At 65.8% G+C, this 18,681-nt stretch carries 23 protein-coding genes; 18 read left to right on the top strand and 5 right to left on the bottom strand.

Translation table 11 applies throughout. The features are described from left to right. The first annotated feature begins 162 nt into the window (after window positions 1–162). The 4 genes from mshA to GII31_RS22660 all read left to right on the top strand — a co-directional run bounded on the left by mshA (window position 163) and on the right by GII31_RS22660 (window position 2,708). Window positions 163–1,548: a D-inositol-3-phosphate glycosyltransferase gene (mshA, locus tag GII31_RS18790; protein WP_260840102.1), complete on the top strand. Its 1,386-nt coding sequence runs from the start codon at window positions 163–165 to the stop codon at window positions 1,546–1,548. A gap of 21 nt (window positions 1,549–1,569) precedes the next feature. Then, complete coding sequence (locus GII31_RS18785; RefSeq protein ID WP_213244886.1) at window positions 1,570–2,085, top strand: type III secretion system chaperone family protein; 516 nt, start codon at window positions 1,570–1,572, stop codon at window positions 2,083–2,085. A gap of 129 nt (window positions 2,086–2,214) precedes the next feature. Continuing rightward, window positions 2,215–2,559: an MspA family porin gene (locus GII31_RS18780; RefSeq protein ID WP_213244885.1), complete on the top strand. Its 345-nt coding sequence runs from the start codon at window positions 2,215–2,217 to the stop codon at window positions 2,557–2,559. Next, window positions 2,556–2,708, top strand: a complete 153-nt coding sequence (locus GII31_RS22660) for a DUF4288 domain-containing protein (RefSeq protein ID WP_353735564.1) — start codon at window positions 2,556–2,558, stop codon at window positions 2,706–2,708. The genes GII31_RS18780 and GII31_RS22660 overlap by 4 nt, the downstream gene beginning before the upstream one ends. Window positions 2,709–3,051: 343 nt before the next feature. Here GII31_RS22660 and GII31_RS18775 read toward each other — a convergent pair whose 3' ends face one another. Further along, window positions 3,052–3,273, bottom strand: a complete 222-nt coding sequence (locus tag GII31_RS18775) for a DUF433 domain-containing protein (RefSeq protein WP_213244883.1) — start codon at window positions 3,271–3,273, stop codon at window positions 3,052–3,054. Between the two features lie 163 nt (window positions 3,274–3,436). On the opposite strand from GII31_RS18775, the gene GII31_RS18770 reads away from it, so the two are divergent. After that, window positions 3,437–5,044 (top strand): AMP-binding protein, encoded by a 1,608-nt coding sequence (locus GII31_RS18770; RefSeq protein ID WP_213244882.1) that lies wholly within the window; start codon window positions 3,437–3,439, stop codon window positions 5,042–5,044. A gap of 69 nt (window positions 5,045–5,113) precedes the next feature. Here the strand turns inward: GII31_RS18770 and GII31_RS18765 are convergent, their stop codons facing one another. The 3 genes from GII31_RS18765 to GII31_RS18755 form a co-directional block, all read right to left on the bottom strand. Beyond that, window positions 5,114–5,548, bottom strand: a complete 435-nt coding sequence (locus GII31_RS18765) for a PIN domain-containing protein (protein ID WP_213244881.1) — start codon at window positions 5,546–5,548, stop codon at window positions 5,114–5,116. Beyond that, on the bottom strand, window positions 5,545–5,796 hold the full coding sequence (locus GII31_RS18760) for a CopG family transcriptional regulator (RefSeq protein WP_260840101.1): 252 nt from the start codon (window positions 5,794–5,796) through the stop codon (window positions 5,545–5,547). Before GII31_RS18760 ends, GII31_RS18765 begins: the two co-directional genes overlap by 4 nt. A 213-nt stretch (window positions 5,797–6,009) precedes the next feature. Further along, window positions 6,010–6,498: an FBP domain-containing protein gene (locus GII31_RS18755; RefSeq protein ID WP_213244879.1), complete on the bottom strand. Its 489-nt coding sequence runs from the start codon at window positions 6,496–6,498 to the stop codon at window positions 6,010–6,012. A gap of 278 nt (window positions 6,499–6,776) precedes the next feature. On the opposite strand from GII31_RS18755, the gene GII31_RS18750 reads away from it, so the two are divergent. The 6 genes from GII31_RS18750 to GII31_RS18725 all read left to right on the top strand — a co-directional run bounded on the left by GII31_RS18750 (window position 6,777) and on the right by GII31_RS18725 (window position 11,121). Then, window positions 6,777–7,337 (top strand): ATP-binding cassette domain-containing protein, encoded by a 561-nt coding sequence (locus GII31_RS18750; protein ID WP_246221949.1) that lies wholly within the window; start codon window positions 6,777–6,779, stop codon window positions 7,335–7,337. A gap of 28 nt (window positions 7,338–7,365) precedes the next feature. Continuing rightward, window positions 7,366–7,614 (top strand): hypothetical protein, encoded by a 249-nt coding sequence (locus tag GII31_RS18745; protein WP_213244878.1) that lies wholly within the window; start codon window positions 7,366–7,368, stop codon window positions 7,612–7,614. Then, window positions 7,611–8,360, top strand: coding sequence for a phosphoglyceromutase (locus GII31_RS18740; protein WP_213244877.1), 750 nt, complete (start codon window positions 7,611–7,613; stop codon window positions 8,358–8,360). Before GII31_RS18745 ends, GII31_RS18740 begins: the two co-directional genes overlap by 4 nt. Window positions 8,361–8,418: 58 nt before the next feature. Then, window positions 8,419–8,736: a GNAT family N-acetyltransferase gene (locus GII31_RS18735; protein ID WP_213244876.1), complete on the top strand. Its 318-nt coding sequence runs from the start codon at window positions 8,419–8,421 to the stop codon at window positions 8,734–8,736. Between the two features lie 191 nt (window positions 8,737–8,927). Continuing rightward, window positions 8,928–10,367, top strand: coding sequence for a sensor histidine kinase (locus tag GII31_RS18730; protein ID WP_213244875.1), 1,440 nt, complete (start codon window positions 8,928–8,930; stop codon window positions 10,365–10,367). A 70-nt stretch (window positions 10,368–10,437) separates the two neighbouring features. Next, complete coding sequence (locus GII31_RS18725; protein WP_213244874.1) at window positions 10,438–11,121, top strand: response regulator transcription factor; 684 nt, start codon at window positions 10,438–10,440, stop codon at window positions 11,119–11,121. A gap of 209 nt (window positions 11,122–11,330) precedes the next feature. Here GII31_RS18725 and GII31_RS18720 read toward each other — a convergent pair whose 3' ends face one another. Next, complete coding sequence (locus GII31_RS18720; protein WP_213250690.1) at window positions 11,331–12,158, bottom strand: hypothetical protein; 828 nt, start codon at window positions 12,156–12,158, stop codon at window positions 11,331–11,333. 181 nt (window positions 12,159–12,339) lie between these two features. On the opposite strand from GII31_RS18720, the gene GII31_RS18715 reads away from it, so the two are divergent. The 7 genes from GII31_RS18715 (at window position 12,340) to GII31_RS18685 (ending at window position 18,613) form a co-directional block, all read left to right on the top strand. Then, a complete protein-coding gene (locus GII31_RS18715) occupies window positions 12,340–13,269 on the top strand; it encodes a Ppx/GppA phosphatase family protein (RefSeq protein WP_213244873.1) in 930 nt (309 codons plus the stop codon). 181 nt (window positions 13,270–13,450) lie between these two features. Next, on the top strand, window positions 13,451–15,139 hold the full coding sequence (locus GII31_RS18710; protein ID WP_213244872.1) for a GtrA domain-containing protein: 1,689 nt from the start codon (window positions 13,451–13,453) through the stop codon (window positions 15,137–15,139). Next, on the top strand, window positions 15,136–16,026 hold the full coding sequence (locus GII31_RS18705) for a sugar phosphate isomerase/epimerase family protein (protein ID WP_260840100.1): 891 nt from the start codon (window positions 15,136–15,138) through the stop codon (window positions 16,024–16,026). Before GII31_RS18710 ends, GII31_RS18705 begins: the two co-directional genes overlap by 4 nt. Continuing rightward, window positions 16,023–16,868, top strand: a complete 846-nt coding sequence (locus GII31_RS18700; protein WP_213244871.1) for a thioesterase family protein — start codon at window positions 16,023–16,025, stop codon at window positions 16,866–16,868. The genes GII31_RS18705 and GII31_RS18700 overlap by 4 nt, the downstream gene beginning before the upstream one ends. 117 nt (window positions 16,869–16,985) lie before the next feature. Next, on the top strand, window positions 16,986–17,861 hold the full coding sequence (proC, locus tag GII31_RS18695) for a pyrroline-5-carboxylate reductase (protein WP_213244870.1): 876 nt from the start codon (window positions 16,986–16,988) through the stop codon (window positions 17,859–17,861). A 186-nt stretch (window positions 17,862–18,047) separates the two neighbouring features. Then, complete coding sequence (locus tag GII31_RS18690) at window positions 18,048–18,269, top strand: helix-turn-helix domain-containing protein (RefSeq protein ID WP_213244869.1); 222 nt, start codon at window positions 18,048–18,050, stop codon at window positions 18,267–18,269. A 242-nt stretch (window positions 18,270–18,511) separates the two neighbouring features. Beyond that, a complete protein-coding gene (locus GII31_RS18685; RefSeq protein WP_003402602.1) occupies window positions 18,512–18,613 on the top strand; it encodes a 30S ribosomal protein bS22 in 102 nt (33 codons plus the stop codon). The last annotated feature ends 68 nt before the right edge of the window (window positions 18,614–18,681 follow it).

Raw genomic sequence — 18,681 nt, 5'->3', positions numbered from 1 at the left:
ATGTACCGCCTTACGCAAATGACAATCGTTACCGAGAGCAGTGTAGGCGAAGGAACGCCCGCCGACGAATCGGGCCCGATCGCGGTGCCGGGCCCGGCCGGTGGCACCCGGGTCCGCCGACCGAACCAGGCCGGGCCCGACCGGATGACTAAGGTGGTGGGCATGTCCGTGATCCCGGTGCCGCGTCGTGTCGCACTGATCTCCGTGCACACCTCGCCGCTGGCGCAGCCGGGAACGGGCGACGCGGGCGGAATGAACGTGTACGTGTGGCAGACCGCCACGCGGCTCGCCCGGCGCGGCGTGAAGGTCGAGATCTTCACGCGCGCCACGTCGTCGTCCGACGCGCCCGTCGTCGACGCCGCGCCCGGGGTGCTCGTGCGGCATGTGGCCGCCGGGCCGTTCGAGGGCCTGGACAAACAGGATCTGCCCGGTCAGTTGTGCGCGTTCACCGCGGGGGTGCTGCGCGCCGAGGCGATGAACGAGCCCGGCTACTACGATCTGATCCACTCGCACTACTGGCTGTCGGGGCAGGTGGGCTGGCTCGCCCGCGACCGCTGGAGCGTTCCGCTGGTGCACACCGCCCACACGCTGGCCGCCGTCAAGAACGCGTCCCTGGCCAAGGGTGACACCGCCGAGCCCCGGCTGCGCGAGATCGGTGAACAGCAGGTGGTGGACGAGGCCGACCGGCTGGTCGCCAACACCGCCACCGAGGCCACCGAGCTGGTGTCGATGTACGGCGCCGACCCCGACCGGATCGACATCGTCACACCCGGCGCCGACCTCGACTGTTACACAACGGGTTCAACGGCCGCGGCGCGGGCCGAGCTGGGTCTGAACCCGGACGAGCGGATCGTCACCTTCGTCGGCCGCATCCAGCCGCTCAAGGCGCCCGACGTCCTGCTCGCCGCGGCCGCGCCGCTGATCCACCGTGCCCGGCAGGCGGGTTCGGGTGTGCCGCCGCTGCGGGTGCTGATCGTCGGCGGCCCCTCGGGATCCGGCCTCGAACGGCCCGGCGTGCTGATCGAACAGGCGGCGCAACTGGGCATTGCCGATGCCGTGACATTTCTGCCGCCGCAACCCTCGCGGCGCCTCGCCGATGTGTATCGGGCGTCGGATCTGGTTGCGGTGCCCAGTTATTCGGAGAGCTTCGGGCTGGTTGCCATCGAGGCGCAGGCATGTGGCACCCCGGTGATCGCGGCCGACGTCGGCGGGCTGAGTGTGGCCGTCGCCGACGGTCGCAGCGGACTGCTGGTGCCCGGGCACGATATCGACACCTGGACATCTGAATTGGAAAGCGTTCTGGGACAACCGGACCGGCTCGCGGAGCTGGCAGCCGCGGCGCGCGGACATGCCGAACAGTTCTCCTGGGAGCACACCGCCGACCAGTTGCTGCTCAGCTACGGCAGGGCGATGGATTCCCTCGAATCATCCAAACATGCTGTTCTCACAGAGCATCTGAGCCGAAAGGGTAGCCTCGGACTCACCGAGGGCATCGGTCAACGAATGCGCCGGAGCTGGTTGCGGCGCCGCACACGTGTGGGTGCCTGACCCGAGTAGAACGGAAACCGTATGGGGTACACCGAGATCGCCCAGATCGTGAAGTCCGCGCTCGAGGAGCGCGAGATCGCCTACGACACCAAGGGGTCCGGTGGTGCGCAGACCGAGCATGTCGTCGTCGAGCTGCCCGGCGAGAAGAAGCTCAAGACCACCGTGCTGCTGACCGCCGAACAGCACGGCCTGCGGGTGGAGGCCTTTGTGTGCCGGCATCCCGACGAGGACTTCGAGCAGGTGTATAAGTACCTGCTCAAGCGCAACCGGCGCATCTACGGGGTCGCGTACACGCTCGACAACGTGGGAGACATCTATCTCGTCGGTCGGATCTCGGCCGACGCGGTCACCCCCGACGAGATCGACCGGGTGCTCGGGCAGATCCTCGAGGCCGCCGACAGCGACTTCAACATTCTGCTTGAGATCGGCTTCCACACCTCCATTCAGCGCGAATGGGCCTGGCGCGTCTCCCGCGGCGAACCCCTGCACAACCTGCGGGCGTTCGAGCACATCATCGACAAGGACGAGAAAGGGTAGCGGTTGGTTCGCCGGTCGGTGCCCCAGAGTTGCCGTCTGGAACTGGCACTTTCGTCCCTATCTGGTTGTGGTGTCCAGTTCCGCAGGGTATGGTCACACCTATCATAGATAGTGAATTGCAAGTCATTGATGAGCCGCGACGCGTTTCTTGGCGGGAAAATCCGCGCTGAGATCACCGGGCCACGTGGAAAATTGATCCAGAATGGCAAGTTCGAGACAGGGTATCAGATCGGATATCCGATATCGTTTGCGCCGAGCGGAGTTTCGATCATGATCGCTACTCCGAGCATTATCGTTGGCGGTTCAGTGGCAATCAAGGTGCCGACAAAGGATGAACCCTCTACGGTGAGTGGCGAGATTCATGCAGAGGCCATGATTGTCCCGTCTCACACCATGTCCTTTACGGTTGAGCGTGGGGGAATTAAGGTCATTCCGACACAAACGTTACGAAGAGTCGACAGGATGAAAAGTTGACGAGTAGAAATCCTTATATAGCAATACTGGTCTTCGAATACAATTCGAATGTGGAAGGATTTCAGTCGCTCTACCGTGAAGATACAGTTCTGATCCATGCTGCTTCGGAGGAGTCGGCGCGACATCTCGCGCAGAAGAAGGCCAGGTGACGGTCGTGGTGACGTTGAAGGCGATCGTGGATGTTTCTCCATGCCTTTCTGGCAATCTTTCGCGGGATGCTGACATCTATTCCAGGTTCTTCCGTGACTACGAGGCTTATGCCCGGGCGGAACCGCTCTTGGACGGTGAGCCTCTGTGATCGGCGCGGTGAAGGTTGGTGTGGTCCTACGGCCGGATTGGTAGTTGCGCGGGAGGTAGTTGAGCAGGATCTGTCTTCCTGAGCCAGTGGAGCCAGTGGAGCCAGTGGAGCCAGTGCCCGGCGAGGTCGGCTGGTCTTCGGTCGCCGGTCAGCGAGTTTGGGAGGCGAACCCTTGCACTCGTGGATCAGGAACTTCAAACTGTACGCTGGATGGGCAGGATTGAAGCCTGATCCGCACCATAGTGAAGGCATGCCTGAATGGCGTCGCGGCTCAGTGTCGGATACTCCGCGAGCACGGCGTCGACCGACAAGTATTCGGCGACGATCTTGAGCACCGTCGACACGGGGATTCGGGTGCCTTTGATGCATGGAGTGCCACCCATGATGGAGGGGTCGGAGGTGATTCTTGCAGCCATGGCGCAAAGGTAGTCACGTAAGGCGTTTCCTGGCAGATAGTTTCTGTCCTTCTGTCCTTCTGTCCTTGTGCCCGGTTTACGGTAGTCTCATGGCGGCCTGCGTCACACCGTTGTAATTCCTGTTGTTACGATTGAGGCGCGAAACCCACTACACGGAGGTCCGATGAGCTTCAAGAACCCGTATCCCGATGTCGAAATCCCCAACGTCAGCGTGTATGACTTTCTTTTCGGTTCCATCGCCGACGAGGATCTGGATCGGGTCGCTCTCGTCGATCCCAAGGCGGGGACCGAAACCACCTACGCCGCCCTGATCGCGCAGATCAACGCCGCCGCAGGCGCGCTCGCCGCCCGCGGTATCGGTGTCGGCGACGTGGTGGGCATCCTCTCGCCCAATGTGCCCGCCTTCGCGACCGTCTTCCATGGCGTGCTGCGTGCGGGCGCCACCGCGACCACCCTCAACGCGCTGTTCACCGCCAACGAGATCGAGAAGCAGCTGATCGACTCCAAGGCCAAGATTCTCATCACGGTCTCGCCGCTGTACGAGCACGCCGCCGAGGCCGCCAAGCGCGTCGGACTCGGTGATGAGAACCTGATCGTCCTCGACGGCGAGGGGCTGGAGAAGTCCGGCCACCCCAACGCCGTCGACCTGCTGGCCCCCAACCATCCCGCACCCGAGGTGTCATTCGACCCCGCCACCCACATCGCGGTGCTGCCGTACAGCTCTGGAACCACGGGAAATCCCAAGGGTGTCAAGCTGTCCCACACCAACCTTGTGGCCAATGTGGCGCAGATCCAGCCGCTGCAGTCGATGAGCCGCGACGACGCCATCATCGCGGTGCTGCCGTTCTTCCACATCTATGGCATGACCGTGCTGCTCAACGCGGCGCTCTACGCACGTGCCCGCCTGGTCATCATGCCGCGCTTCGACCTCGTCGAGTTCCTGGAGAACATCCAGAACCACAAGATCACCTACGCGTTCATCGCGCCGCCGGTGGCCGTGGCGCTGGCCAAGCATCCGATCATCGACAACTACGATCTGTCGTCGCTGCACACCATGCTCTCTGGTGCCGCCTCGCTCGACGCCGAACTCGGCAACGCCGTCGCCGAACGTCTGGATCTGCACATGCTGCAGGGCTACGGCATGAGTGAACTGTCACCGGTCAGCCACCTCATCCCCACCGACTCGCGCGGGGTGCTCGGCAAGGACGAGCCGCCGCTGTCGTCGATCGGCTGGGCCGTGCCCAACACCGAGAACAAGCTGATCGACCCGGCGACCGGCGACGAGATCGGCATCCCGGATTCGGGTGTGTCCGAGCCCGGTGAGCTGTGGGTGAAGGGGCCGAACGTGATGCTCGGCTACCTGAACAACGACCAGGCCACCGCCGACACCATTGACGCCGAGGGCTTCCTGCACACCGGCGACATGGCCACCGTCGACGCCGACGGCTGCGTCTACATCGTCGACCGGCTCAAGGAACTCATCAAGTACAAGGGCTACCAGGTGCCGCCGGCCGAGCTGGAGGCGCTGCTGCTGACCAACCCGAAGATCGCCGACGCCGCGGTCATCGGCGTGATCGAGGAGGAGACCGGTGAGGAGATCCCGAAGGCGTTCGTGGTCCGCCAGTCCGGTGCCGAGATCGACGAGGCCGAGGTGATGGAATTCGTCGCCGAGCGTGTCGCCCCGTACAAGAAGGTGCGCGTGGTCGAGTTCATCGACGTCGTGCCCAAGTCGGCGTCGGGGAAGATCCTGCGTAAGGACCTGCGCAAGTAGGGTTTTGGACAAGCAACGGTGGGCGAACCGAAGTGGTTCGCCCACCGTTGTCGGTTCTGGCTGACTGCGTTAGAGATCATCGGGTAGTAGCCGGAACGCGGCGTGGCCGGTCAGTGGTCGGACCGCTCGGAAGTCGCGTCTGTCGAGAGTCAGTATCGCGGCGGTTTCATAGCGCTCGGCGAGCGAAACGTTGACCGCATCCGCGAGGTCCAGCGTAAGGGCCCGATACTTGTTCTGGACTATGCGTGAGGTGCGCAGGGTATCCGCGGAGATCGTCGCCAGTTCCACCCGGCCGGCCCGCTCCTGCGCCAACAGCCAATCGTTGATCCCATACGCGGCGTCCCGGTTGATATTTCGGGTGACGACATGCTCGACCTCGTGCAATACGAGGGGAGACACAACGATCAATCCCGCCATCTGTAGAGCCGCCCGCGCGGCATCATGCTCAGGATCTCTGACGTTGAAGGTGGCGACCATACCTGATGTGTCGCCGATGAGGATCACCTGGGATCCTTCGTCTCGCCTCCGATGGACTCGCGCACCAGCTCATCGACCTCGTCGGAGGTTACGGCGTGGCCGAAGTCCAGGACGGGTATATCCATGTCCTGATCCCATCGGCGGCTCCGCATTGCTGCCAAATGAAACGCTTCCCTGAAGTATTCGGATTCGGGGCGACCATCGCGTGCGGCTGCCTGTTTGATCAGGTCCAGGTCGGCTTCATCCACCATGACAGTGGTCTTCTTCAGAGGCATGGAGGTTATGGTACCACCACCTTAACTTATCGCCGGGCGGGTTGCCCGAGTGATCGAGTTCAGACCGAACATGTAGCGCGGGTGCTATGACCACAGACTTGGCGAGGCCGCCAGGCCCGTGGGACTTGAGGTGATCGCACCCGGAGCGGGCACGCATGGCGAGGAGACCTGAAATGAAACAAGTGGGCGACGGGGCCCGCTCGATCCGGCGGGTCAGTCGGCCAGGACCGAGTTGGTGAAGGCGTCGACGCGGCGGGTCAGTTCGGCGATCTGCTCGGCTCGGATGGCGTCGAGATCCGTGCCCTTGTGATAGGCGGGCGGCAGTTGCCGGACATTGCGGGAGCAGTGGAATGTCTTGCACACCAACACTCCTACCGTGTCGCCTCGCCGTCCGGCCGGACCGGCGCGGCGGGCCGCGTAGAGCACGGCCTCGTCAGTGAGGTTGACATCGCGGCACCACGAACACATCGCTCGCGCACGGGGTTTGGCGTCGGCGCGGGTCAGCGGCAGGGCGACGACACCGGCGTCGTGGGGGATGACCACGTAGGAGCGTTTGGGCATCTTCGGGTCGCGCCAGCCGTAGAACTCGAGGACGTCGAAGTTGACGGCGTCGAAGTCCACGGCGAAGGTGACCTTCTTGATCTCGCTGCGCGTCGCGCCGCGGAATGAGGACAGGATGTCTTGTCGGGTAACAGATTTCATGGGATGATCATTCGGTGACCCGCCAGCCGTCGCCGGCGGTGAGTGAGGTGAGGGCAGCAAAACCCGTCCGGCCCAGTGGGTCGGTTGCGGGGCGCGATCATCTGCCGAGGGCGCGCGCGGCGCCTACGGACTCCTCAACTCGAACGATCATCACCCAGCCAGTGTATGGGAGCTGTCAAACCAAATCGTCGAGTACTGGATGATTTCTATGCGGGTGCATAGGCCGATCTCAACGTCGAGCAGACGCGTCGAGGGGTGCCGACGGCGATCGTTGAATCATGAATACTACAACGACACACGCACCGACGACTGACGCACCGACGACACGCATAACGAACTACGGGCACTCGCCCCGACCGACCGCTGAACCCGCTATCGCGGCCGACGGACTGACCAAACGGTTCCGGTCCCGGACGGCCGTCGACGCCGCGACGCTGACCATTCCCGTCGGCACCGTCACCGGTCTGGTCGGGCCGAATGGCGCCGGTAAAACGACACTCCTGGCAATGCTGCTGGGACTGGTCCGGCCCACGTCGGAAACCGCTACCGTGCTCGGCGAACCACTGACCCGGCCCACGGCCTACCTGCCCAAGGTGGGTTCGCTGATCGAAACCCCCGCCTTCCACCCGTCCGTCAGCGGTCGGGACAACCTGCGCGCACTCGCCCTACTGGGTGGCCAAAACGCCGCTGACCTGGACGAACTCCTGCACCTGGTGGGGCTCGCCGGCGGTAGCAGTCCTGGTCGCCGGTGTGGCCACGGCGACAATCGTCGCACCCCGGTATGGATTCTCTACGTCGGAATGGTTCAGCGCCAACGGACTTGGCGGCATCGCCGGTGATATCGCCAGGCTCGGCATGTTCGTCCTGATGTATGCGGCCATCGGTACGACGCCGGCCGTCGTCATCCGGTTGACTCCTATCACGCTGGCTGTGCTGCTGCTGTGGTTCGGCCCGATCGAGAACGTCATCGGCGAGGATCTGGACTGGGCGCGCCGCTGGTTCCCCGGTCGTCGCCTACCAGACGGGCCTGGCCGAACCGCCATCGTAACGGACGAGAATGCCCGTCGGCGCCGTCGGGACACAGCCGTCGCCGATGTGGAAAACTCATCGGCATGAGCAACGGCACCCTGATTTTGATGCGGCATGGCGAGAGCGAATGGAACGCGTCCAACCAGTTCACCGGTTGGGTCGACGTCGCGCTCACGGAGAAGGGCACGGCGGAGGCGGTGCGGGCGGGCGAGCTGCTCGTCGAACACGATCTGCTGCCCGACGTCCTGTACACCTCGTTGCTGCGCCGGGCCATCGCCACCGCGCAGATCGCCCTGGACAAAGCCGACCGGCACTGGATCCCGGTGGTCCGCGACTGGCGCCTGAACGAACGCCACTACGGTGCGCTGCAGGGCCTCAACAAGGCCGACACCCTGGAAAAGTACGGCAACGAGCAGTTCATGCTGTGGCGCCGCAGCTACGACACCCCGCCGCCGGCAATCGACGTCGACGCCGAGTACAGCCAATCGAACGACCCGCGGTACGCCGACCTCGACGAGGTTCCGCTGACCGAATGCCTCAAGGACGTCGTCGAGCGGCTCATCCCGTATTTCACCGAGGCCATCGCCGCCGACCTGAAGGCCGGTAAGACCGTGCTGGTCGCCGCTCATGGCAACTCGCTGCGGGCACTGGTCAAGTATCTCGACGGAATCTCCGACGAGGACATCGCCGGCCTGAACATCCCCACCGGAAACCCGCTGCGCTACGACCTCGACGACCAGCTCAAGCCGCTCAACCCGGGCGGCACCTACCTCGATCCGGAGGCCGCCGCGGCAGGCGCCGCCGCCGTCGCCGCGCAGGGACAACAGAAGTAGACAGGCAGCGGCAGGAGAAGTGGACCCGCAACCCTGTGATGCGGGCTACATTGGACCCATGGGCGAAACGGGGACGGTTCACATCAAGCACCTGCCGGGTCAGGAGCGCTACGAGGCTTCGGTGACTTCGGACGACGGTACCGACCTGCAGGTCGGCTACCTCGACTATGTCTCGGAGATCGAGCAGGTGGTGCTCACCCACACGGTGATCTACGAGCGGTTCAGCGGACACGGATACGCGGGTCAGCTGGTGAAGGCGGTCCTCGACGACATCCGGCCCTCGGGCAAGAAGGTGGTGCCGGTGTGCTCGTATGTGGAGGCCTACGTGGGTAAACATCCCGAGTACGCCGACATGGCGGTCAGCGTCCAGCGCTGACCCGGCGAACCGGCGCGGCGGCTGCGTTCGGCGATCGCCCACCGGGAGGTCGTCGCCCCGGCAGCCCCCGGTCGGCCATCGGGTGCGGTATGCGAGCGGAGCCTGTTGCGTTGTGGAACTCTGCGTGAACAGCGGCCGAACTCTCCCGCGAGGAGTGCGACGGGCGTTCGGCGAGCCGTAAAGTACACGTTGTGACCGTTGCTTTGGTTCTCGGCGCGATCGCACTGGCATTGGCTGTCGGCGTTGCTATCGGAACCTTGATTGTGCGACCCCGTTTCGTGGGCGGTGCCCGCGTCCCGGGGCCGCACGCCGCCTCGTCGTCGGTTGCCTCGTCGTCGGTTTCCCCGTCGTCGGTTTCCCCGTCGTCGGTTTCCTTTGTGCATCTGGAGGCGGCACAGTCGCCGCGGGCGGTCCCCGAGGACGCCGAACTGAAGGTGTCCGACGTCGTCGGCCTCACCTCGGACGGTCAGATGACCAAGGCCGGGCTTCTCGGTCTCATCGTGCGCAACTCCGAGACGGCGGTGGCCGTCGTCGACCAGTTCCGTGACGTGGTGCTCTACAACCATCGCGCCGTCGAACTGGGCATCGTGCGTGACAGGCTGCTCGCCGACGTCGTGTGGCGGGCGGCCAAGGACGTCCTCGACACCTCCGCGGAGAAGCGGTTCGAATTCACTCCCAGTCCGTCGACGCTGGGTTTCGTATCCACCGGCCGGGCCACCGTGCGTAACGTCGACTCGGTCGGCTGCCTCGTCCGGCTGGCGGTCGGTGACGACGCGGCAGGAACGGAGCGCGGGAGCAAGGCCAAGGGCGCAGCCGGCCAGGACGAGCGGTACGCGGTGATCTACGGGGTCGACGACACCGAGCACGCGCGGGTGGAGGCCACCCGCCGCGATTTCGTCGCGAATGTCTCACACGAACTCAAGACGCCGGTCGGCGCGATCGGTCTGCTCGGCGAGGCGTTGCTCGAATCAGCCGACGACGTCGACGCGGTCAGCCACTTCGGCACCCAGGTGGTGGGCGAGGCCCAGCGCCTGGGCCGGATGGTCAACGAACTGCTGTCGCTGTCGCGGCTGCAGAGTGGTCGCGCCGAGGGGTTCGCGCACGTCGATGTGGACGCGCTCGTCGACGACGCGCTGGACGCGGCGGCGCTCACCGCCGACGCCGCGGGCATCAAGCTGCAGGCCGACGCGCCGATCGGGCTCGGTGTACGGGGCGACCGGATGCTGCTGCTGACGGCGCTGAACAACCTCATCGTCAACGCCATCGCGTATTCGCCGGAGAACACGATGGTCTCGATCAGCCGTAGACGCACCGACGTCGACGGCGTGCCGATGGTGTCGATCGCGGTCACCGACCGTGGTATCGGTATCGCGCAGGCCGACCAGCAGCGGGTGTTCGAGCGCTTCTTCCGCGTGGACAAGGCGCGGTCGCGGCTGACCGGAGGGACCGGTCTGGGGCTGGCCATCGTCAAGCATGTCGCGGCCAACCACGACGGGACCATCGCGCTGTGGAGCAAACCCGGCACCGGATCGACGTTCACCCTGAGCATCCCGCTGGACGTCCTCGGCGAGGCCGACGACGACGGCGCCGACGACCGGGCCACAGCCGTCGGCGGGGTGCCCGCGGCGTGAATCCGGTATCGCCGTGGACCGGCCCCGACCCCGATTGTCGTCTGAAAATCAAGACAGAAGGAATCTATCTGTGACGCATGTACTGATCGTCGAGGATGAGAAAGCCCTGGCCGATCCGTTGGCCTTCTTGCTGCGTAAGGAGGGATTCGAGACGAGCGTGATCAACGATGGAGCGCAGGCACTCGCCGCGTTCGACCGCATCAATCCCGACATCGTTCTCCTCGATGTGATGCTGCCCGGAATGTCGGGTACCGAGATCTGCCGGGCCCTGCGCGCCCGATCAGGTGTCCCGGTGATCATGGTGACCGCCCGCGACTCGGAGATCGACAAGGTGGTGGGCCTGGAACTCGGCGCCGATGACTATGTGACCAAACCGTATTCGGCGCGTGAGCTCATCGCCCGGATCAGGGCGGTGCTGCGTCGCGGCGACGGCGGCGACGACGAGGTGGCCGTGGCGGTGCTGGAGGCGGGTCCGGTCCGGATGGACGTGGACCGGCACACCGTGGCCGTCAACGGCGAATCGATCACGTTGCCGCTCAAGGAGTTCGATCTTCTCGAGTATCTGATGCGCAATGCCGGACGGGTGCTCACCCGCGGTCAGCTGATCGACCGGGTGTGGGGTGCCGACTACGTCGGTGACACCAAAACCCTTGATGTGCACGTGAAGCGGCTGCGCGCCAAGATCGAACCGGACCCGGGGTCGCCGAAACATCTGGTGACCGTCCGTGGCCTGGGCTACAAACTGGAACCGTGACACCTGTTCTGAAACCAGCCACTGCCGGTTGAGGTGCGAGCGGTTGAGGTGCGACGAGCGTTGGCGACGAGCCTTCAAACCCGGTGAGATGACATTGTCGGCTTTGCGGGGTTTCGAGGCTCGGCCGCCGGGCGGCCGCACACCTCAACCGGCGGGGCCTTCCTGTCTGAACGGGCGGCGGGAGAGTTTTGGTGGCTCAACCGGCAGGTTCAGTCGTCGAGGCGCTCGTACTTGATGTCGGTCTCGCGGCGTGCCGTCGCGGCCGCCGTCGCCGGGTGAACGGCGATGAGTCCCAGACCGTTTCGGCGCTCACACACGGCGGCGAGGGCGTCGTAGGCGGCCTGCCCGATCAGTTCGATCAACTCGGGGGCATATGACTGCCACACCTGGGTGGCACCGACGTGCGCGTCGGGAGACCCCGAGCAGTACCACTTCAGGTCGTGGCCGCCCTCTCCCCAGCCGCGCCGGTCGTACTCGGTGATGGTGGTCTTGAGCACCTGGGTGCCGTCGGGCCGCTCCACCCAGTCCTGCTCGCGGCGTACCGGAAGCTGCCAGCACACATCGGGTTTCACGGTCAGCGGTTCCAGGCCCTTACGCAGCGCCATCGCGTGCAGGGCACATCCGGGCCCCTTGGCGAAATCGGGGCGATTGAGGAAAATGCACGCGCCCTTGTGGGTTCGCGTCTTCAGGGCCGGCTCGTCGTCGAGGTCGCCCTCCTCGAGATAGCCGTGCGGGCCGACCGGGTTCTTGCCCGAACCCTTCTTGTGGAACTGCCAGTCGTCGGCGGTGAGCATCGACATCCCCCTGGCCAGCCGTTTGCGGTCGTCCTTGTCGGACAGATACGCACCGTGGGTGCAGCATCCGTCCGATTCGCGGCCGTCGACGATACCCTGGCACGCGGGCGTGCCGAATACACATGTCCAGTGCGACAACAGCCAGGTGAGGTCGGCGTTGATCACGTGTTCGGGGTCATCGGGATCGGCGAATTCGTACCACTCGCGCGCGAAGTCGAGGTCGACCTCCGGGGTGGGGCGCATCCGCGCGCTCGTCTTGGTGCTCGGCACATGTCAACGGTAGCGCCGTGGGCGCGGATTGTGCCGATCGAGGAGGTAGAAGGGCCGCACAAAGGCCGGTGACCGTGCGTGAATCGAAAAAAAGATGGTGCCTTTGCCGGGAGTCGCTGTCGCGGTCGGCCCGCGACGCAGTAGCGTGTGCGGAGTGCGCTTAGGAGTACTCGATGTGGGCAGCAATACGGTCCACCTGTTGGTCGTCGACGCCCATCCGGGTGGTCATCCCACCCCCATGAGTTCGACGAAGGCGATTTTGCGCCTTGCTGAACAGATTGACGATGACGGGCGTCTGGTCGACCGCGCGGCGGACAAGCTGATCGACGCCGTCGACGAATTCACCCGTATCGCGGAGTCATCGGGATGCGAACAGATCATGGCGTTCGCCACCTCGGCGGTGCGCGATGCGACCAACTGTGATCAGGTTCTCGCCGACGTCGAGGCCAAGACGGGCGTCACGGTCGATGTCCTGTCGGGCACCGACGAGGCGCGCCTTACATCGCTGGCCGTACGCCGCTGGTACGGGTGGAGTGCGGGCCGCATCCTGGCACTGGACATCGGCGGCGGTTCGCTGGAGATGTCCAACGGGGTCGACGAGGAACCCGATGTGGCGCTGTCGCTGCCGTTGGGTGCGGGCAGGCTCACCCGCGAGTGGCTGCCCGACGATCCGCCGGACCGCCGCCGCATCTCGGTGCTGCGCGACTGGCTCGACGCCGAGCTCAAGGGTGCGGCCAAACAGCTTTCCGATTGCGGTCGGCCGGACATGGTGGTGGCCACGTCGAAGACCTTCCGCAGCCTCGCCAGGCTCACCGGGGCGGCGCCGTCGAGCGCCGGACCGCGGGTGCGTCGGGAGTTGACCTCCAGCGGTCTGCGTCAGCTGATCGCGTTCATCTCGAGGATGACCACATCCGACAGGGCCGAACTGGAAGGTGTCAGCAGCGACCGTGCCGGACAACTGGTGGCGGGTGCGCTGGTCGCCGAGGCGGCGATGCGCGCATTGGATATCGATACACTGGAAATCTGTCCGTGGGCGCTGCGGGAGGGTGTGATTCTGCGGCGGCTCGATTCCGGGCTGGAGTAGATCGCCCTGCGGTCGCGGCCCCCCGTGTACTCCGGCATGTGCTCCTGGCACATGCCGGAGTACACGGGCTAGGGTGCGGACGTTTTAAGATGCTGAACGCGGTTGTCGGAGAAACTTTGGGAGAGCGCACGTAATGGTGAACAAGGACGCAGATTCCCGGCCCATTTCCGTATCAGAGCTGTTGGCACGCCATCAGGGTGATGCCGACGCCGCCGGGACCGCGAAGGACGGCCGCAACCGGCGCAGAGTCGGTCGCGCCGGGGCGGTGTCGATGGCGGAGCTGACCGGCGAGGTTCCCCGCGTCTCCTCCGACCCCATCGCCGAACCCCGGCACACCTCGTTCCCGCGCGCCGAGCGCCCGGCCTCCCGGCAATCGGCCGCCAGCGGTATGCCCGCCTACGGCGCCGCCGAATCCGCCCGGCGCGAGCAGACAACGGAGCAGGCCGGACCCGTACCGGTGGCCGATGACACGGCCGACAACGAGGTGACCGGGATCATCGAACGGGTAGATGCCCCCGAATCACCCGAGCCGGCGGACGCCGCCGGTGGCGTGGAGGCGCTGTCGTCCGGCAGTTCACCGTCGGCAGCCGCGACCGATTTCGACTCGTATCGGTCGTTCTCCGACGTCGAATCCGAACCCGAGGTCAAACCACGGCGCGGACTGTTCGGCCGACGCAACAAGGGGCGCGGTGACGCGCGGGTCACTCCGGCCGCGGCCGACGGTCCCACCCAGACGATCGCCGCCACGGCGCAGGTCGCGGACCGCACCGACGCTCTTGATCGAACCGACGCTCTTGATCGAACCGAGGCCCTGGACCGCACCGACGCACCCGGCGGCGCCGGTGTGCCCGGGCCGGCCGACGCCGTCCAGGCGCTCGACCGTACCGATGTCATCGATCGGGCCGGTGACGTCGGCGACGTGCCGGCGTGGGCCGCATCGTCCGAACCGGACCGAGCCGGTGAACGAACCGAGGTGATCGCCCGTGGCGATCTCGACGGTCCCGCCGAACCGGCGGACGACCGGGCGACCGACGTGAACCCCGTCGTCGGCGGGTCGTCCTCGGACTACCTGACCAACCTGTACTCGGGAACCGGCGCTCCCGAGAGTCGTGACTCCGAAGATCGTGACGACGATCTGCGGCCGGGGGAGTCGACCGAGGTCATCGAGCCGATCACCGGCGAGGCACCCTCCTACTCGGCCGACGCGACCGGCGGCTACCGTCCGGATGTGCCCGGATCCGATGATCCCGATCCCGATCCCGCGACCGATGCCGGTACGGACGCCGAGGATGGTGTTCCGGACGCCGACTCCGGCGAGGACACCGCTGCCCATGACCCCCGGACCGACGATGAGCAGGCATTCGACGCGGCCGCACGGGCCGCGAAGGCGCGGGCGGCCAGAACCGCCAAGTCGGCCAAGAAGAAGCGTTTCGGCAGGAAGGCGGCCGAGGCCGACTCGCCGGCCACCGATGCGGCGCTGGATACCGATACCGGGGACCACACGGACACCTCCGTCGCCGATGCTCAGGCGGACGAGAAGCCGACCGGCGCGAAGACCGCCGTGGGCGATTCCAGCAGCGAGAGCGCACGCGAGCGGACCGGTCACGAACGATCGCCGGCGATGGCCTGGCTGCTGCTGGTCGGGGAATCGATCCTCGGTATCGCTGTCGGTATCGGCCTGTTCTGGGGTTTCACCGAACTCTGGCGGTGGAGCGTGCCGTTCGCGCTCGTGCTCGCGGTGGTGGTGATCTTCAGCATCGTGACCATCACACATGTGGTGCGCCGTTCGCGTGACCTGGTCACCACATTGCTCGCGGTGGGCGTCGGGTTGCTGGTGACCATCGGCCCACTGGTATTGCTTGCCACGTGAGGTCCGCTCCGCTGGGCCGCCGCATCGAGCGACCCGAGATCCCGGTGGGATTGTCGACCGCCTCGGTGTATCCGCAGAACACCGAGGCCGCGTTCCAGTACGCGGCGGAGCTGGGCTTCGACGGCATCGAACTGATGGTGTGGGGTGACCCGGTCAGCCAGGACATCGCGCACGTCGAATACCTGTCGTCGCGATACCAGGTGCCGATCCTGTCGATCCACGCGCCGTGTCTGATCATCTCGCAGCGGGTGTGGGGCAAGGACCCGGTGCCGAAGCTGGCGCGGGCGGTGCATGCCGCCGAGGATCTGGGTGCGCCGACCGTCGTGGTGCATCCGCCGTTCCGCTGGCAGCGCTACTACGTCGAGGCGTTCGACGATCTCGTCGGCGAACTCGAGGACGACAGCGGAGTGGCGATCGCGGTGGAGAACATGTTCCCGATGCGCGCGGACCGGCTGTTCGGGACGGGCGAACGCTCGGCGCGGCGGCTGTCGCGACGCGGCGGCGGTCCGGGGGCGTCGGCGTCGGCGTTCGGAAAGTCCATCGACCCCACCGACGACGGCTATCGCAACTACACGCTCGACCTGTCGCACACGGCGATGGCGGGTGCCGACGCACAGGTGATGTTCGGCCGGATGGGCGGCGAACTGACCCACCTGCACCTTGCGGACGGCACCGGCGCCGCTCACGACGAACACCTGCTGCCCGGCGACGGCAACCAGCCGTGCGAGACGATCTGCCGCAGACTGGCGGCAAGCGACTTCGACGGCGCGGTGGTGCTGGAGATCACCACGAGTTCGGCACGTACCAAACCGGAGCGGGGTGCGATGCTTGCTCGGGCCCTCGACTTCGCCCGCACCCATCTGACACGGCACGGAGCATTTCCATGAGCGGACTTCTGACCGAGATTCGAACCCTGACCCGCAGGTCCGGCAACCACGACGGCGTGGCGCTGGCCGCGACCATCGACCCGGTGTTCACGATCGGCCCCAAGGTGCACGGCGGCTCGCTGCAGATGGTGGCAGTTGGTGCGGCGCGCGCGGCGTTCGCCGAACTCGCGCGGGCGAGCGTGGCGACGGGAGAATCCGGACTGATGCCGGTGGCCATCGCCAGCGACTATCTGTCGGCACCCGATCCCGGCGTCGTGGACATCGACGTGACGGTGCGCAAACACGGTCGCACCGTCGCGGTGCTGGCGGTCGATATCGGTCAGCGCGGGCGCACGATGGTGTCGTCGACGGTCACGCTCGCTTACGCGGGCACGGGCGAGCCGGGTCATCGCGCACCGACCGGCGTCGATGACGTGCCCGTCGCCCCACCCGCCGACGGAGTGTCGGTGGACGAGGCGCCGATGCGCGACATCGTGCACTTCGGCCCGGCTCTGGACATGGTGCTCGACCCCTTGACGTTCCCGGTGATGCGCGGGCAGACCGGCCCGGCCCGGATAGTCGGCTGGGCCAGGCCCAAGGGCGCCGAGCCGGATCTCGACTTCGCCGTGCTGGTGGCCGACGCGTCACCACCGGTGGTGATGAATCTCGGTATGTTCGGATGGGCGCCGACGGTGCAGCTGACGACATATCTGCGCCGGCATCCGGCGCCGGGCTGGCTGCGGTTCGAGTCGTCGAGCGTGCAGGTGGGGCCCGGGATGTTCGAGGAGGATCACCTCGTGGTGGACTCGACGGGTGCGGTGGTCGCCCAGTCGCGCCAGCTGGCGCTGCTCCCGAAGCAGTAGCGTTCGCCCGGACCCCGGCCCCGTCGCGAGCGCTTTCGCCGCGATCGGTCCTGCCGGGATCCGTCGCGGTGTCCAGCGCACCCCAGACGCAGTGCACCCCAGAGGAAAGGCAGACAAGTGTCCCAACGTATCGCGATCATCGGTGGCGGAAAGATCGGTGAGGCGCTGCTCGCCGGGCTCGTCCAGTCGGGCAAGCAGACCAAGGATCTCGTCGTCGCCGAGAAGTCCGAGGTCAGGGCCGCCGAGATCGCCGACGAGTACGGCGTTCTGGTGACCGACGTGGTCAACGCCGTCGAAGGGGCCCGGTATGTGTTCATCGCGGTGAAGCCGGACGGGGTGACCGAGGTGCTGCGCAATATCGCATCGGTCGACGACACCGGGGACACCGAGCGCGTCGTGGTCACGCTGGTGGCGGGTCTGCCGTTGTCGCGATACGAGAACGCGCTGCAGGCCGGCTCGTCGATCATCCGGGTGATGCCCAATACGCCCATGCTGGTGAACGAGGCGATGTCGGCGGTGTCGCCGGGCCGGTACGTGAGCGACGAACAGCTTGAGTCGGTGCTCGCCCTGCTGCGTGCGGTCGGCAAGGTGAGCGTCGTGCCCGAGAAGTTGATGGACGCGGTGACCGCGGTCTCGGGTTCGGGACCGGCGTATGTGTTTCTGCTGGTGGAGGCGATGATCGATGCCGGTGTGGGGCTGGGTCTGACGCGGGCGCAGGCCAGTGACCTGGCGGTACAGACCATTCGCGGTGCGGGCATCCTACTCAGCGAGTCCGGGCTGTCGCCGGTGGATCTGCGGGCGGCGGTCACCTCTCCCGGGGGCACCACCGCCGAGGCCATCAGGGAGTTCGAGGCTGCGGGTTTCCGGCACGGCGTGTACCAGGCGATGCGCGCATGTGCCGTGGCCAGCGCAAACGCTGGCCGTCGAGTCGACGTTGAGAGTTTGCCGGGCGGTCCGGCAACTTTGGGCGAATCTGGCGCACCCCGTATCTAGTGGTGCAAAGGTATTTTCACTACTACATATTGTGTTTTCTGGTACGGAATGGGCCATTCCTCGGGCCACACACGTCGCTTTATTCACATCTGCCCCGTTAAGCTGCTCAAAGCACGTGCGTGTCTGATTGCTCGCCGGAGGGGAAGCCGGCGGCCACGATTCGTGCACCGGAGGTATGAGTAAGTCATGGCACCTGTAGAGAAGACCGGATCGGTGAGCAGCACGACCGCGGGGTCGCAATTTCTCACCGTCGCAGAGGTCGCATCCCTGATGCGGGTCTCGAAGATGACCGTTTACCGGCTCGTTCACAGTGGTGAGCTGCCCGCCGTCCGCGTGGGCCGTTCATTCCGTGTTCACGCCAAGGCGGTTCACGACTACCTGGAGACCTCGTACTTCGACGCCGGTTAGGCGGCATGCCGTTCGCCGAGTGCGGGTTGGCACCTCGATTTCTCCTGGAGGTTCCCAACCGGTAGGCTTGGGGATCGCGTGCTGCGATCCCCAACGGCTCTCGGTCGACCTGACCGGCGTTGGCGTTGGCGGGTTGGTTTCTGGCGGGCGGGTTCGGTTCTGGCGAGTAACGGCCGGTAGGTCGGACCCCGAATGCGCCGAAAGCACAGAAGGTTAAGCGTCGAGCGTGAGGAAGCACCCCCATGGGTTCAGTGATCAAGAAGCGCCGCAAGCGCATGTCGAAGAAGAAGCACCGCAAGCTGCTGCGCCGCACTCGCGTTCAGCGTCGTAAACTCGGCAAATAGCCTGTAGTGGCCACAAGGACCCGCGCTATCCGCGCGGGTCCTGTGCGTTATGCCCTACTCTCGAGACC

Source organism: Gordonia pseudamarae (assembly GCF_025273675.1).
Classification (GTDB): domain Bacteria; phylum Actinomycetota; class Actinomycetes; order Mycobacteriales; family Mycobacteriaceae; genus Gordonia; species Gordonia pseudamarae.
This window is presented reverse-complemented; position numbering and strand designations above follow the sequence as displayed.